General features: G+C 56.9%; 15 protein-coding genes. 10 read left to right on the top strand and 5 right to left on the bottom strand.

What is annotated here, in order from left to right; translation table 11 throughout:
• The 3 genes from PEL8287_RS16400 to rplS all read right to left on the bottom strand — a co-directional run.
• The coding region (locus PEL8287_RS16400; RefSeq protein WP_139837835.1) for a transposase at window positions 1–520 on the bottom strand (520 nt) is incomplete at its 3' end.
• Between the two features lie 206 nt (window positions 521–726).
• Window positions 727–948 carry a 50S ribosomal protein L31 gene (gene rpmE / locus PEL8287_RS16395; RefSeq protein ID WP_085893512.1) on the bottom strand — a complete coding sequence of 74 codons (222 nt, stop codon included), beginning with the start codon at window positions 946–948 and terminating at the stop codon, window positions 727–729.
• Between the two features lie 11 nt (window positions 949–959).
• Window positions 960–1,343, bottom strand: coding sequence for a 50S ribosomal protein L19 (gene rplS, locus PEL8287_RS16390; protein ID WP_085893511.1), 384 nt, complete (start codon window positions 1,341–1,343; stop codon window positions 960–962).
• A 486-nt stretch (window positions 1,344–1,829) separates the two neighbouring features.
• Between rplS and PEL8287_RS16385 the strand changes: the two genes are divergently transcribed.
• From PEL8287_RS16385 to PEL8287_RS16360, 6 genes are read left to right on the top strand one after another with little or no spacing between them, the layout of a single operon-like run.
• Entirely contained in the window at window positions 1,830–2,933 is a 1,104-nt protein-coding gene (locus tag PEL8287_RS16385; RefSeq protein WP_085893510.1) for a LacI family DNA-binding transcriptional regulator, read from the top strand.
• A complete protein-coding gene (locus tag PEL8287_RS16380) occupies window positions 2,930–3,925 on the top strand; it encodes an ABC transporter substrate-binding protein (RefSeq protein WP_085893509.1) in 996 nt (331 codons plus the stop codon). The genes PEL8287_RS16385 and PEL8287_RS16380 overlap by 4 nt, the downstream gene beginning before the upstream one ends.
• 51 nt (window positions 3,926–3,976) lie before the next feature.
• Window positions 3,977–4,780: an ABC transporter permease gene (locus tag PEL8287_RS16375; protein ID WP_085893508.1), complete on the top strand. Its 804-nt coding sequence runs from the start codon at window positions 3,977–3,979 to the stop codon at window positions 4,778–4,780.
• 1 nt (window position 4,781) lies between these two features.
• Window positions 4,782–5,573, top strand: coding sequence for an ABC transporter permease (locus PEL8287_RS16370; RefSeq protein ID WP_085893507.1), 792 nt, complete (start codon window positions 4,782–4,784; stop codon window positions 5,571–5,573).
• Window positions 5,570–6,604, top strand: coding sequence for an ABC transporter ATP-binding protein (locus PEL8287_RS16365; RefSeq protein WP_085893506.1), 1,035 nt, complete (start codon window positions 5,570–5,572; stop codon window positions 6,602–6,604). The genes PEL8287_RS16370 and PEL8287_RS16365 overlap by 4 nt, the downstream gene beginning before the upstream one ends.
• Window positions 6,601–7,413: a phosphodiesterase gene (locus tag PEL8287_RS16360; RefSeq protein ID WP_085893505.1), complete on the top strand. Its 813-nt coding sequence runs from the start codon at window positions 6,601–6,603 to the stop codon at window positions 7,411–7,413. Before PEL8287_RS16365 ends, PEL8287_RS16360 begins: the two co-directional genes overlap by 4 nt.
• A 151-nt stretch (window positions 7,414–7,564) precedes the next feature.
• Here the strand turns inward: PEL8287_RS16360 and PEL8287_RS16355 are convergent, their stop codons facing one another.
• Window positions 7,565–8,731, bottom strand: a complete 1,167-nt coding sequence (locus tag PEL8287_RS16355; protein WP_085893504.1) for an iron-containing alcohol dehydrogenase — start codon at window positions 8,729–8,731, stop codon at window positions 7,565–7,567.
• 549 nt (window positions 8,732–9,280) lie between these two features.
• Here PEL8287_RS16355 and PEL8287_RS16350 point away from each other — a divergent pair.
• From PEL8287_RS16350 to PEL8287_RS16335, 4 genes are read left to right on the top strand one after another with little or no spacing between them, the layout of a single operon-like run.
• The gene (locus tag PEL8287_RS16350) at window positions 9,281–10,348 is read left to right on the top strand and encodes an ABC transporter ATP-binding protein (RefSeq protein WP_085893503.1); all 1,068 of its coding nucleotides are present in this window, start codon (window positions 9,281–9,283) and stop codon (window positions 10,346–10,348) included.
• Window positions 10,345–11,256, top strand: a complete 912-nt coding sequence (locus PEL8287_RS16345; protein WP_085893502.1) for an ABC transporter permease — start codon at window positions 10,345–10,347, stop codon at window positions 11,254–11,256. Before PEL8287_RS16350 ends, PEL8287_RS16345 begins: the two co-directional genes overlap by 4 nt.
• Complete coding sequence (locus PEL8287_RS16340) at window positions 11,249–12,052, top strand: ABC transporter permease (RefSeq protein ID WP_085893501.1); 804 nt, start codon at window positions 11,249–11,251, stop codon at window positions 12,050–12,052. Before PEL8287_RS16345 ends, PEL8287_RS16340 begins: the two co-directional genes overlap by 8 nt.
• 47 nt (window positions 12,053–12,099) lie before the next feature.
• Window positions 12,100–13,125 carry an extracellular solute-binding protein gene (locus PEL8287_RS16335; RefSeq protein WP_085893527.1) on the top strand — a complete coding sequence of 342 codons (1,026 nt, stop codon included), beginning with the start codon at window positions 12,100–12,102 and terminating at the stop codon, window positions 13,123–13,125.
• A gap of 346 nt (window positions 13,126–13,471) precedes the next feature.
• Here the strand turns inward: PEL8287_RS16335 and trmD are convergent, their stop codons facing one another.
• A complete protein-coding gene (gene trmD / locus PEL8287_RS16330; RefSeq protein WP_085893500.1) occupies window positions 13,472–14,266 on the bottom strand; it encodes a tRNA (guanosine(37)-N1)-methyltransferase TrmD in 795 nt (264 codons plus the stop codon).
• Window positions 14,267–14,358 lie beyond the last annotated feature (92 nt).

The following is a 14,358-nucleotide window of genomic DNA, read 5'->3' as shown; positions in this document are numbered from 1 at the left end:
CGGCTGGATCAATCTGCGAGACGTCCCAGTCCTCCTTCGGCGTCGAGTTCTGTTTGTTGGCATCTGCTTCGATCAGGCTTGCATCAATCGCCATGCGCTGACCGCTGACCAGACCTTCCGCGATGCAGCGCGCGACGGTCCCCTCGAACAGGTGGCGCAGAAGTTCGCTGTCGCGAAACCGACCATGCCGGTTTTTTGAAAACGTCGAGTGATCGGGGATGCGGTCGTTCAGATCAAGGCGGCAGAACCACCGATAAGCGAGGTTCAGATGCACCTCTTCGCAGAGCCGTCGCTCGGACCGGATACCGAAGCAATAGCCGACCAACAGCATGCGGATCAGCAGTTCGGGATCGACGGAGGGGCGGCCCGTGTGGCTGTAGAACTCCGCAAGATGCGTGCGGATGCCGCCAAGATCGACGAACCGGTCGATGGAGCGCAGCAGGTGATCCTGTGGGACATGATCCTCAAGCGAGAACTCGTAGAACAGCGCCGGTTGCGCTTCCTGCCTCGGTCCCATCATCGCCGGTCCTCCCCCTCGATTACAGGAATTGAATCAGCAGTTCAGACTTCGATCAAGGAAGAGTTTTTCAACAAAATAGGCTCGAAGCGACCATTGCTTTGGGAAATTATGCTTTGGGCGAGTGGGTTTCACCCACCCTGCACCCAACAAAAAACGCCGCCCCCGTGACAGGAGCGGCGTTTGTAGTGCCAGCCGTCTGAAAAAGCTTAGAAGCCCAGACCGGCGTATTTGTTTTTGAACTTCGACACGCGGCCGCCGGCATCCATAAGGCGGGCGCCGCCGCCGGTCCATGCGGGGTGCACGCTTGGGTCGATGTCAAGCGCCAGCGTGTCGCCTTCTTTGCCATAGGTCGAGCGCATCTGGACGATCGTGCCGTCGGTCATCTTTACGTCGATCATGTGATAATCGGGGTGAATGTCTTTTTTCATCGCGGCGATCCTTACGCTGAAGCGCCCTTGGCGGGCTTGTAGTGGGCGTTTTCTGCGATACGGGCCGATTTACCACGGCGCGAGCGCAGATAGTACAGCTTGGCGCGACGGACGCGGCCACGGCGTACAACTGTGATGCTGTCGATATTGGTCGAGAAAAGCGGGAACACACGCTCCACACCTTCGCCAAAGGAAATCTTGCGGACGGTGAACGAACCGGCAATGCCTTTGCCGTTGTTGCGGCCAATGCAGACACCTTCAAAGTTCTGAACCCGGGTGCGCGAGCCTTCGGTCACCCTAAAGCCAACGCGAACTGTGTCGCCGGCCCTGAAATCGGGAATGTCTTTCCCGAGCGAGGCAATCTGTTCTGCCTCCAACTGAGCGATAATATCCATCGCCATTCTCCTACTATGCTTGCGGTTTTGATCCGCAAAGGTTTCTCGCGTCCCAAGAGCTCTTGGTCTTCTTCCGGGTCCCTGTGGTGCCATTTGGCACGGCAAGCCCGCCAGAGTTCAGGTCGTCATTATCTGAGGCTGTCTGTAAGGGCAGGTCGCCAGAGGCCGAAGAAGGCCGGATGGACCGTGGTGCCAACAACAAACAGGCCCGGAGCCGCAAAGCGATTCCGAACCAGCGGACGTATAGGCGGGAAAGCGGGGCGGATCAAGCCTTGAGATGGCGATGGCCGCCGAGTGACGGGACAAGACCCATGACTTTTTTCCCGCCGACTGCACAGGGCTATTTTGGGCTGCCTGCGCAGCCTGACAGCAGCACACTGAATATTCGGCACATCCTACTGGGTTGTCATGAGTTTGTTGCTTTTCTTGATTATTTCTTCGAATGAGGATACCAATAAGTGGAAACGTTTCCACAGGGGGGGGATCGTGCGCCAGCCGGTCACGATAAAAGATGTAGCGCAACATGCGGGCTGCGGCGTTGCCTCTGTCAGCCGCGTTTTGAATGACTCGGGTCCGTCCAGTGCGGATTTGCGCCAGCGGGTGATTGCTGCGGTTGACGACCTTGGGTTTGAATTCAGCGAAGTCGGGCGATCGCTTCAGAGCAGTACAACGCGAACGATCGGATGTGTGGTGCCCTCTTTGGCAAACCCTGTCTATGCGGATGCGGTTCAGGGCGCACAGGAAACGTTTCGGCTGGCCGGATATCAAACTCTGCTTGTCTGTACGAACTATGACCCGGAGATCGAAACACAGGCCATACGGACCCTGACGGCGAAGCAGGTCGACGGGTTTGTTCTGACAGTCAGTGATGCGCTTGCCAGCGATGGGCTGAAATCAATTCAAAACCGCGAAATACCGCATTGTTTGTTGTTCAACATGGCGCCAGATGATGAACAGAGCTGGTCAGTTGATGATCGTTCGGCGGCAATGGCTGTGGCGGATGCATTTGTTGAGAAAGGGCACCGTCATGTGGGTTTTCTGGCGCTCAAGTTCAAAAGCTCTGACCGCGCGCGTCAACGCTATCAGGGCTTTGCAGAAGGGTGTTCCCGCAACGGCCTGAAGAAACCGGCGTTGCTGGAAATTGATGAAGACAGCCAAAATCTGACGGATCTGCTGAATGTGTTTCTGCAGGAAAATCCGGCCCTGACGGGCATATTTGCCTCGAACGATTTTCTGGCGCTTGCGACGATCCGCAGTGCCCGGTCGCTGGGGCTTGGCGTGCCAGAGGATTTGTCGATCATCGGGTTCGATGGCATCGAAGTGGGTACGATGGTCGAACCCAGCTTGGCAACCATTGTAACTGATCCGAAAATGATGGGCAGTGGGGCGGCCAGAACGGTGTTGTCGGTCATTGATGGCACGCCACCCCCCGCCTTGCCCGACCCCGAACTGTCCTTCAGTTTCCGCGCCGGGGGTAGTCTTGCCCCACCGGTCGCAGAAAGAGCTGACGGCGAAAAGGCTGCAACCCTTTCGCCGTCAAACAATCCAACCAAGAAGAACGCTAAAATCCAACTGGAGAGATCAAAATGAGATATAAACTTGCAGCCGCCTTTATGACAATGGCTATCGCATCGCCGGTATTTGCCGAGGATGCCGTGTGTTACAACTGCCCGCCGCAATGGGCCGACTGGGCGTCGATGCTGGAAGCGATTGACAAGGAAATCGACATCCAGATGCCACATGACAACAAAAACTCAGGCCAGACACTTAGCCAGCTTTTGGCAGAAAAGGACAACCCAATTGCCGATGTCGCCTATTACGGCGTCACCACCGGCATCAAGGCTGGCAACGAAGGTGTGGCAACGGCCTATAAACCCACCGGATTTGACGAAATCCCCGAAGGGTTGAAAGACCCGGACGGCAAGTGGTTTGCCATTCACTATGGCACGTTGGGCTTTTTCGTGAATGTGGACGCGCTGGGCGGGGCCGAGGTGCCGCAATGTTTTGCCGATCTGACAAAGCCGGAATACCGCGGCATGGTTGGCTATCTTGACCCGTCATCGGCCTTTGTCGGTTATGCGGGTGCCGTTGCGGCCAACATTGCCTTCGGGGGCGATCTGGGCAATTTCGATCCGGCGATCAAATACTTCAACGACCTGGCCGCAAACGACCCGATCGTGCCCAAGCAAACCTCGTATGCGCGGGTTGTATCGGGTGAAATCCCGATCCTGTTTGATTATGACTTCAACGCCTATCGCGGCAAATACGAAGAAGACGGGAATTTCGAATTTGTTCTGCCCTGCGAAGGATCGGTACGCGTGCCCTATGTAATGAGCCTGGTAAACAACGGCCCGCATCCCGAGCTTGGCAAGCGCGTGCTGGATTTCATTCTGTCCGACAAGGGGCAGGCGATCTGGACCAATGCCTATCTGCAACCGGCGCGGCCGGTGGAACTGCCTGCAGAAGTTGCCGCGAAATTCCTGCCTGCCAGTGATTACGCGCGTGCTGTTGCGGTGGACTATGCCGAGATGGAAAAAGCACAGGCCGGTTTCGGCGAGCGCTACCTTTCGGAAGTCAAATAATCCTGTCCAGAAAGGAGGGGCCGGATTTCTGTCCGGCCCCAACTGTTGCCCATGTCAAACCGACAATTCGTTCTGGCGTGTCTGACGCCACTTTTCATCTTCTCGCTGGCCTTTCTTGCCTTGCCGCTGGTGCGCCTGTTTCTGGCCTCGGGTGAAGGCGAGTCCGGCTGGGCAATCTATCTCGATATCCTGCGCAAGCCGCGATACCTAAACACGCTTTGGCTGACGGTTGTGGTGTCGATTTCGGTCACCCTTGCTGCGCTGGCGATCTCGACAACTGCAGGCATGTTCCTGTCGCGCAATCAATTCCGGGGCCGGGGTGTGCTGTTGTCGATCATGACCTTGCCGCTGGCCTTTCCGGGGGTTGTCATCGGGTTTCTGATTATCCTGCTAGGCGGGCGTCAGGGGCTGATCAACCAGATCACACCGGGGCATGTGGTTTTTGCCTATTCGGTCATCGGGTTGTTTCTGGGGTACCTTTATTTTTCAATCCCGCGGGTGTTGCTGACGGTGATGGCGGCAGCCGAAAAGCTGGACCCGGCACTGGAGGAAGCGGCGCGCACATTGGGCGCCTCACCCTACCGTGTCGTCGTTGATGTGATCCTGCCCGGCCTGATGCCTTCGCTGATCGCGGCGGGCGCGATTGCCTTTGCGACCGCAATGGGGGCCTTTGGTACCGCGTTCACGCTGGCCACAAATATCGACGTGCTGCCGATGGTGATCTACACGGAATTCACCCTGTCGGCGAATATCGCGATGGCCTCGGCCCTGTCGATTGTTCTGGGTATTGTCACCTGGGCGCTGTTGCTGATCGCCCGCAGCCTGTCGGGCACAACCGTTGCGGCGGGGGGCTGAGATGTTCAGATCGAAAACCAAAATCCTGCAACTGACGGTCACACTGACGGCCTGTGCCTTTTTGCTGGTGCCAACGATCCTGTCGGTGCTGGCGGGCGTCACGGCGAACTATTTTCAGGGTATTTCGTCTGGTTTCACCCTGAAATGGGTTTTCCGTGTCTGGGAGCTTTATTCAGGCAGCATTTTCCTGTCGCTCTGGCTGGCCATTGCCTGTCTGATTTCGACATTGGTCATCGGCCTGCCTGCTGCCTACGGGCTGGCACGGCACCCCGGCTGGCTGTCGCGGATACTGGAAGAGTTCATTTCGCTTCCCCTTGCTGTGCCCGGACTTGCTCTGGCCCTGGCGCTTTTGCAGCTTTATGGCTCGTTGAAGGGGTTCCGGGCCTCATGGACGTTCATCCTGGTGGGGCACGTTCTTTATACGTTACCCTTCATGGTCCGGTCGATCCTGTCGGTCCTTGCAGCCATGGACCTGAGAACGCTGGAGGAAGGTGCCGCAACGCTTGGCGCCTCGCCCTGGCAGCGGTTCCGGGACATCGTGGTGCCCAACGCCATGCCGGGCATTCTGGCGGGCGCGCTGACGGTGGTGACGCTTTCCATTGGCGAATTCAACCTGACCTGGATGCTGCACACGCCTTACCTCAAAACGCTGCCCGTCGGGTTGGCTGACAGCTATGCGTCGATGCGGCTTGAGGTGGCATCGGCCTATACGCTTGTGTTTTTCGTACTTATCGTTCCGCTATTGATGGCCATGCAATGGGCCTCGGCGCGCGCTCAGAGGATCGCCCAATGACCCTTCGCCTGACCAACACCGCCAAAACCTATCCCGATGGTACAAGGGCCCTGATGCCCACGGAACTGACCGTGGACACCGGCGAGGTTGTTTCGCTGCTAGGGCCGTCGGGGTGCGGTAAGACCACCTTGCTGCGGATCATTGCAGGGCTTGAAACGCCCGATCCGGGTGGGGAAATCTGGTTTGACGATGACAACGTCACCGCCCAACCGGTTGAGCGGCGCAATGTTGGCATGGTCTTTCAGTCTTACGCGCTTTTCCCGAACATGTCGGTGCGCGCGAACATAGGCTATGGGCTGAAAATGCAGAAGTTGCCCAAGCCCGAAATTGAGGCTCGTGTCACCGAAGTGCTGGAAATGTGCCAATTGGAAAAGTTTTCGCACCGGTCGATTGCGGCCCTGTCTGGCGGGCAGCGGCAGCGCGTGGCGCTGGCCCGCGCCATTGCCCCGCGGCCCAGATTGCTGTTGCTGGATGAACCGCTGTCAGCGCTGGATGCGGCCCTGCGCGAGGCCCTGCGGGATGAACTGGCAATCTTGCTGCATAAGTTCCAGATCACCGCCATTTTCGTGACCCATGATCAGGACGAGGCGATGGCCATCGCCGACCGGGTTGCGGTGATGTCTGATGGTAGTGTCGTCCAAAGCGGCACACCCGAAGAGTTATATCGCAATCCGACCTCGGCCTTTGTGGCCGGATTTGTCGGCAATGCCATGCACCTGAAAGGGACAAGTGACGGAAAGAGCCTGACCCTGACCGGTGGCGTGTTGCCGCTGGATCGCGATGGGGCGGGGCAGGATATTTTCGTGCGCGCCGAGGATGTGCAGATTGATCCATCCGGCCCGCTGCAGGGACAGGTGGAAACGGTCACATTTCTGGGCACGCATTACCGGGTCGGGATCAAAGGCATCATGCCGGATATCGTGACGTCGATCTTTCCCGGTCAGAACGCCCCCCGGACAGGCGAGGTGGTGAAGGTTTCGATCAAGCCCGAAACCCTTATGCTGCTCCCCAAAAGCGGGGTTGGAAAATGACGAAAATCATCCAGATATCCGATCCGCATATCGTCCCTTTTGGCCAGCTTGCCTATGGCCGGGTTGATACCGCAACCCCGCTGGCCGAGTGCGTCAACACGATCAACCGGATGTTGCCGGTGATCGGCCCGGTCGACATGGCGATTGTAACGGGTGATCTGACCGATTTCGGGACCGCTGAGGAATACCAAAGGTTTCGGGACATCATGGCGCCGCTTGAAATTCCCTATCGGGCGATACCCGGGAACCACGACAATTGTGATGTCATGCGATCTGGTTTTTCGGATCAGGAGTGGATGCCAGAAGCCGGGCCGGTAAACTGGATATGCGAGTTTGCGGACATTGCATTGATCGGACTGGATTCGTCTGTCGCAGGCAAATCTTATGGGCACTTGTCCGACACAACGATAACCTATCTGCAAAAGCATCTGGATGCGCTGCAGGGCAAGCCGGTTATTGTGGCAACCCACCACCCCCCCTTTCTGACGGGTAAGCAAAAGATGGACATTCAGAACCTTCGGGAAAGTTCCGTTTTCAAAGATATCCTGTCGGCTTACCAGGGCGAACTGAAATTGATCTGCGGCCATGTTCACCGCAATATCGTCACGCTCTTCGGCGATGTAATCTGCCAGATCGCTCCGGGCACTTCACATGCCGTCACCATGGATCAGCGCGTTGACGCCCCCAACTGCCTGACCATAGAACCCGGTGGGTTTTTGCTGCATGAAACGCGGGGCAATCTGGTGACGCATCACATCCCCATTGGCCAGTTTGACGGTCCCTGGCTTTTTTATCCAGACGACAAGTAACGCCCATTAATCCCGACCGCAGGGCAATTCTGCCTGTGGTACGGCATGCAAAGTTGACCCCGAATTGCGGCAATCGGAGTCCAGAATTGAATCGGACCCGGTTTCGAAGGCCGATTGACAACACAAGAAGACCGAAACCTCTAAAATCTGTTCAGCGCCCGAAGCTCAGGGCATCGTCGATGACAGTCTGGATCTCGACTTCAGTCAGCGCGCGTGGGTTTGTGCCGGCAGCACTGTCCTGCAGCGCCTTTTGTGCGATCCGGGGGGCGCAATCCGCGGGCACGCCGATCTCGGCCAGCGTTCGCGGTATATCCACCGTATCCAGGATATCGACGACTTTCTGATACAGCGCATCAAACGAGGTATCGTGCAGCCCCATCGCCTGCGCCATCGGGCCAATCCTGTCCCCGATCGCGGGGGCGTTAAAACGCAGAACTGCGGGCAGAATTACTGCGTTGGTCAGCCCGTGCTGCGTGTCGTACTCGGCGCCGACCATGTGTGAGATTGCATGCACCAGCCCCAGGCCTTTCATGAACGCGACACCTGCAAGGCAGGAGCCCGCGAGCATCGCGCCGCGTGCTTCGAGGTTCGCTGGTTCGGCGACGGCCACCGGTAACCAGCTTGCCACAAGGCGCAAACCTTCAAGCGCAAGACCATCACAGAGCGGGTTGAAGCCTGGCACACAGTAGGCCTCGATCGCATGCACCATCGCATCCACGCCGGTCCAGGCTGTCAGGTCGGCGGGCAGACCTACGGTGATCTCAGGATCAAGGATCGCAAAGCTGGGTTTCAACTGGGCGTGCCAGACGCACCATTTCATCATCTGTTTGGTATCGGTGACCATGGCGGTGCTTTCGGTTTCCGCGCCGGTGCCTGCAGTCGTGGGGATGCAGATCAGCGGCGGGAAAGCCGGATGCGCGGACATGTCCGGCGCAGGCTGTTCATATTCAAACGCCCAAAGGTCGATGTCATTATTGGCCACCAGAGTGATCGCTTTGCCGCCGTCCATTCCGCTGCCGCCGCCAATGGCGATGATTCCGTCGTGACCACCCGCGCGGTACTGCGCACGACCTGCGGCAATTTCTTCATCGCGCGGGTTCGGCGAAATGTTGGAATAAAGCGCCGAATCCAGGCCGGCCTCATCAAGATAGCGCAGCAAATTCGCGATGAACGCAAGGCTCGCGCTGCCACGGTCGGTGACGATCAGGGGGTTGGACATGCCGGCAACCCGGCAGAACCCGGCGATTTCTTTCAGGCGGCCGGGGCCATAGGCGATGGGGACGGGAAAGGTCCAGTCCTGGGAATCAAGGAAGCTCATAAGTTTATCCCATAAAATTCAGGGTCATGGGTTGCGACGTGGAACCACGCAGAAAATTCCTCCGGCAAGCCCCCAAGCCCGGACAAAACACCCGAGTCACTATCGCGCACAATACCTTTTGCACCAATTTACCCAAGCGCAAATTCCCGGCGCCTTCATGGTGGCAGTCTGACGTTCAAATCCGCAGCGGGTTTCAGGGCATCGCGCAGAATACGGTGGCCTTTGTCGCCTCGTGGCAGCTTGTCCGGCGCGGCCGGGGTGCTGTCCTGCCAAAAAGGGGGCTTTATCTTAACACCGGCGATCACCATCTTGCCACTGTCTTTGCCAATCACGATCCGGGGGACGTACCCTCGGACGGCCACAGGTCCAAAATGGCAATTTGATTCATTATTTAAGCCTGCTCATCATCTTTTCATGAATGTTTTAATGAGGTGCCAAGCGCCTGTTATGCCAATCGCAGCAAATCTGCGTCTGTAGAAAGTGCCCTGACCCCTTGCCTGTTCATGCGGTATGGGCTCAACTGAAAAAAACGGGACCGGAGAGACAGTTTTGAGCAAATCAATAGCGGTAGAAGCCCGCGCCGCGCGGAAAGACTATGGCACGGGAGCACACACAGTACGTGCCCTTGACGGAGTTTCGGTTAGCATCGATCAGGGCGAGTTCTTTACGCTGCTTGGGCCTTCCGGGTGCGGCAAGACAACCCTTTTACGTCTTATCGCTGGCTTTGAGACACCAACATCTGGTCAAATTTTTCTTGAGGGGCAAGATATTACAGCCGATCCACCAAATCTGCGTCCGATCAATACCGTCTTTCAGAGCTATGCGCTGTTCCCGCATCTCAGCGTGGCGGAAAATATCGGCTTTGGTTTGCAGATGATGGGCCGGCCCAAGGCAGAGGTTAACCACGCCGTCGAAAAAATGCTGGCTCTTGTGCAACTTGAAAGCCTTGCTTCGCGAAAGTCGCAGCAACTGTCTGGAGGGCAGCAACAGCGTGTTGCCTTGGCCCGTGCTTTGGCCCCCCGACCCAAGGTACTGTTGCTGGATGAACCCCTTTCGGCGCTTGACCTTAAACTACGCAAGGAAATGCAGCGTGAGCTAAAGCGCCTGCAGGCCGAAACAGGGATCACCTTTATTTTCGTCACGCATGATCAGGAAGAGGCGCTGACCATGTCGGACCGCATCGCGGTGATGCAGTCGGGCAATATCCTGCAAATCGGATCCCCGCGCGAGATATACAACCATCCGGTTGACCGATTTGTGGCAGACTTCATTGGCGAAACGAATTTCCTGACCGGCCGCGTTGAAGCAGGCAGGGCGACGCTTACTTCGGGAGAAGTCCTGTCCGCCGATGTAACGGGCCATGCAGGCAAGGTAACCTTTGCCGTGCGGCCCGAACAGGTGGTTATCTGCGCTGCGGATGAAGCCGATTGTCTGGCCGCGACCATCGTTGAGACGGTTTATTTCGGCACGGACACCCATTGTCACATGCGCCTTGGGGACGGGACGCAAATCGTGGCCCGGCTGCAAAACGCGCCGTCAGGCGAGATCGGGCTTGCCCCGGGAGAAGCAGTTGGCCTCAGATTTGAGCCGGGCGCTTTGCAGGTACTGGCCCAATGACCAGCGCTGCCGAACAAGCCGCAGATCGCAAAGCCAGGCGCGCCGGTTGGTTGCTGTCGGCACCCGCACTGTTTTTGCTGATCATTGCCGCCTCGGGCCCTCTGATCATCATCCTGATCTATTCCTTCTTGGAACCGGGCAAATATGGCAATGTGGAGTGGGTGTTTTCAACCGATGCCTGGGTCGGAATCTTGTATTCACGTGACATTTTCGATGGCACCTACAAGTTGGCCGATGCCCATCTGTCGATCTTCTGGCGCTCGGTGAAACTGTCGCTTTACACCACGCTTTTCGCCTTTGTTTTTGGTTTTCCGACTGCCTGGTTTATTGCCACGCGCAGCCCACGCATGCGCACCGCCTTGTTGTTTCTGATTACCATACCGTTCTGGACCAACCTGCTGGTGAGGACTTTTGCGATCAACCAGATCATCCGTAATGAGGGTGTGTTGAATACGTTTCTGTTGTGGATTGGCGTGATCGACGATCCTATTCAACTGATCTACACGGATTTCGCGGTCTTTCTGGGCATGACCTATGTCTATCTTCCACTTATGGTCTTGCCACTTTTTGCTGCGTTCGACCGTTTTGACATGCGCCTGCTGGAAGCAGGTTATGATCTTTACGCCAGCCGCTGGCAGGTTTTGCGGAAAATCGTGTTTCCTGTGGTCAAGCCCGGCGTGATAGCAGGGTCTATCCTGGTCTTCATCCCTTCCATGGGGGCGTTTGTAACACCCCGCATCCTGGGGGGTGGGCGCAACATGATGATCGGAAATTTCATTGATTTGCAGTTCGGCGCAGGCCGCAACTGGCCGTTGGGGGCGGCGCTTTCGGTAACGTTGCTGGTCATCGTCGCCGTCGCATTGGCGGTTTATGTCCGCTTTGCCAACAGGGACAATGGTCATGGCTAATCGCGCATTTTCCATCGCCCGTCTGCCGGGCTTTTCCACCCTCGCGGTAATGGTCTTTGTGATGCTTTACCTGCCCATTGGCCTGCTGGTTTTGTTTTCGTTCAATGCCGGTCCGTCGCCTGCAATCTGGGAAGGGTTTTCATTGCAATGGTACCCACGCGCCTGGGCGAACGAACAGGTTAAGGATGCGACCCTGAGATCGCTTACCATCGCGTCTTTTGCGGCGGTGATTTCTACTTCTGTCGCTGTTCTGGCGGCCTTGGGAACGACACGGCGCAAGCGTTCAGCCGGGCAGACCTTTGTTTATCTGATGATTAACCAGCCCCTTATGGTGCCTGAAATTGTAACCGCCGTGGCCCTTTTGATTTTGTTCGGGTTCATCAAGGTAGCGACGGGATATCAGGGACTGGGTTATCTGATCATAGCGCATTCGGCCTTTTGCATCCCGTTTGCCTATTTGCCGATACGGGCACGGCTTGAAGGGATGGACCTTGCTCTCGAAACTGCAGCCGCCGATCTTTATGCCACGCCCTGGCAAACCTTCCGCTATGTGACGCTACCGCTTCTGATGCCAGCGGTTATTGCAGGCCTCATGCTGGCGTTTATTACCTCGCTCGACGATGTGGTGATATCTCTGTTTGTAAAATCTGCCGGGCAAGATACGCTTCCAACCTATATGCTGGGTCAGATTCGCCGCAACATGACGGTCGAGGTCAATGCGATCTCTACGCTCTTAATATGTCTGACGATTATTATGCTTACGGCCTTCTTCTTGCTGACAAGAAGAAATGAATGACGAAGAAAAGAAACAAAAAACAAAAAAAATCCAACAGGGAGACGACTATGAAAAAATTACTTTCCGCAGCCGCGCTGTTGCTTGCAAGCACTACCTTTGCAAGCGCAGAGGGGGAGTTGCAGCTGTTCAACTGGGGGGATTACACCAATCCCGCATTACTTGAGAAATTCGAGGCTGAAACCGGGATCAAGGTTACCCTCACCGATTACGACAGCAACGATACCGCCCTTTCCAAGGTTGAAGCCGGCGGCGGTGGCTATGACCTTGTCGTGCCTTCGGCCAACTATGTGCAGATTTACGTCGAAAAGGGCCTTATCCAGCAACTGGACCTCAGCAAACTGCCCAACCACAAGAATATCGCCCCCGAATGGCTGGATGTGCCATGGGATCCGGGCCGGACCTTCACCATTCCGTGGCAGTGGGGCTCGGTTGGCATGGCTGTCAATTCTGACACCTACTCCGGTGATATCAATACCTCGGCCATTTTCCTTGATCCGCCCGAAGAACTTGTGGGCAAGATCAACGTCGCGCCCGAGATGAACGACGTTCTGTCGCTGGCGCTGATGTATGTGGGGGGCGAGGCCTGCACCGAGGACACGGCCGTTTTGAAAAAGGCCCGCGATGTGCTTATGGCGGCCAAGCCGAAATGGCAGTCGATGGATTATGGCGCGACGCCGAAGCTTGCCTCGAACGACATGCTGGCCTCGGTCTATTGGAACGGCGCGGTGTTCCGGGCACGGCTTCAGAATGACAAGGTCAAGTTCGGCTATCCCAGAGAGGGCTTTCCGCTCTGGATGGATTCGGTTGCCCTGCTGTCGGATGCCAAGAATGTCGATGAGGCCTATCAGTTCCTGAACTTCATCATGGAGCCCGAGAACGCCGGTCTGATCTCGGCCTTTGCGCGCTATGCCAATGGCATTTCCGGATCGGATGAATTCATGCCCGCCGATATGAAAGACGCGCCCGAGATCCTGATCCCGGCCGAGTTGCAATCTGCCGGTCACTTCCTTCCGACCTGCTCGCCCAAGGCATTGGAGTTCTACACAGCGATTTGGACCGAATTGCGTAAATAAACGCGATCACAAAATTGCAACGCGCCTGTGGCCAGATCAGCCATGGGCGCGTTCTTGTTTGAGGAACCCAAGTTTTCTCAACCCCTATCGTAGAACATTGCAGATCAAGTGACCCAGGGTTGTGGCGACGTATTGAAACGTTTGGAACGAAGGTCGACTGCGGGCATTCATTGCCAGGAACGCCGGGCTTTTCGCAAACGGCGGCAAGGCGGATGCAGCATTGTGGTATCGCATCGGCCTAAGGCATCACGTTTCTACCTGATATCCTGGGTTCTAGGCGTGACGCTCAAATACGGATGGCGGCCAGATATTCACCGCAGACACCTGCGTTGTGTTCGGGTGCCAATCAACTGTCTTTGTTCAGATATTTCTTCCACATGTCAGGGCGTCGTTCGGCAGTGAGTTTCTCCGACATGGCGCGCCGCCATTCGGCCACTTTGGCATGATTGCCCGAAGTCAGCACTTCGGGAATGGTAAGCCCGTTCCAGTTGGCGGGGCGGGTGTATTGCGGGTGTTCGAGCAAGCCGCCCGAATGGCTTTCCTCGGCGGTGCTGTCGGCGTTGCCCAGCACGCCGGGCAAAAGCCGCAGGGTGGCATCCAGCATGGCCTGCGCGGCAATCTCGCCGCCGGTCAGGACAAAATCGCCAAGGCTGACCTCTTGCACATTGTAATGGTCAAGTACCCGCTGATCGACCCCTTCAAAGCGGCCACACAGCAGGATGATGCCCGGTGTGGCGGCCCAGCTTTGCGCCATGGCCTGATCAAAGCGCTTGCCGCGCGGGCTGAGATAGACAATGGGCCAGTTTGCAGTGGTTCCAATCCGGGCCTGATCAATGGCACGGCCTACAACATCGGCGCGCAGCACCATGCCGGCCCCGCCGCCAGCGGGCGTGTCATCGACATTGCGGTGTTTGCCTTCGCCAAAGGGGCGCAGATCAATGGTTTCAAGCGCCCAAAGACCGTCTTTTAACGCCTTGCCTGTCAGGCTTTCACCCAGGACCCCGGGAAAGGCCTGCGGGAAGAGCGTGATGATTCTGGCCGTCCACGCACCTGCAAGGCGCGGCGTGGAGGTTATCAGCTCTTGCGGTTTGAGGCTGGCCGAGATCGACTTGCGGCCAAAGGATTTGGGTTTGTCTGTCATACCTGTGGGCCTTAGCGCCCGGAAGCGAAACAGGCAAGGTTTAGGCGCCCTGCGGTGCGGCGCGATTAGGTGATATGGGCAGATGCGCCGTT

It is taken from the genome of Roseovarius litorisediminis (assembly GCF_900172295.1).
Classification (GTDB): domain Bacteria; phylum Pseudomonadota; class Alphaproteobacteria; order Rhodobacterales; family Rhodobacteraceae; genus Roseovarius; species Roseovarius litorisediminis.
The sequence above is the reverse complement of the archived record's forward strand: the minus strand, read 5'-3'. Positions and strand labels throughout refer to the sequence as shown.

What these genes read in the sequence shown, in the direction of transcription:
- rpmE (WP_085893512.1), bottom strand. Translation starts at nt 948, where the DNA reads ATGAAAAAAGACATTCACCCCGATTATCACATGATCGACGTAAAGATG.
- rplS (WP_085893511.1), bottom strand. Translation starts at nt 1,343, where the DNA reads ATGGATATTATCGCTCAGTTGGAGGCAGAACAGATTGCCTCGCTCGGG.
- PEL8287_RS16380 (WP_085893509.1), top strand. Translation starts at nt 2,930, where the DNA reads ATGAGATATAAACTTGCAGCCGCCTTTATGACAATGGCTATCGCATCG.
- PEL8287_RS16375 (WP_085893508.1), top strand. Translation starts at nt 3,977, where the DNA reads ATGTCAAACCGACAATTCGTTCTGGCGTGTCTGACGCCACTTTTCATC.
- PEL8287_RS16370 (WP_085893507.1), top strand. Translation starts at nt 4,782, where the DNA reads ATGTTCAGATCGAAAACCAAAATCCTGCAACTGACGGTCACACTGACG.
- PEL8287_RS16365 (WP_085893506.1), top strand. Translation starts at nt 5,570, where the DNA reads ATGACCCTTCGCCTGACCAACACCGCCAAAACCTATCCCGATGGTACA.
- PEL8287_RS16360 (WP_085893505.1), top strand. Translation starts at nt 6,601, where the DNA reads ATGACGAAAATCATCCAGATATCCGATCCGCATATCGTCCCTTTTGGC.
- PEL8287_RS16355 (WP_085893504.1), bottom strand. Translation starts at nt 8,731, where the DNA reads ATGAGCTTCCTTGATTCCCAGGACTGGACCTTTCCCGTCCCCATCGCC.
- PEL8287_RS16345 (WP_085893502.1), top strand. Translation starts at nt 10,345, where the DNA reads ATGACCAGCGCTGCCGAACAAGCCGCAGATCGCAAAGCCAGGCGCGCC.
- PEL8287_RS16340 (WP_085893501.1), top strand. Translation starts at nt 11,249, where the DNA reads ATGGCTAATCGCGCATTTTCCATCGCCCGTCTGCCGGGCTTTTCCACC.
- PEL8287_RS16335 (WP_085893527.1), top strand. Translation starts at nt 12,100, where the DNA reads ATGAAAAAATTACTTTCCGCAGCCGCGCTGTTGCTTGCAAGCACTACC.
- trmD (WP_085893500.1), bottom strand. Translation starts at nt 14,266, where the DNA reads ATGACAGACAAACCCAAATCCTTTGGCCGCAAGTCGATCTCGGCCAGC.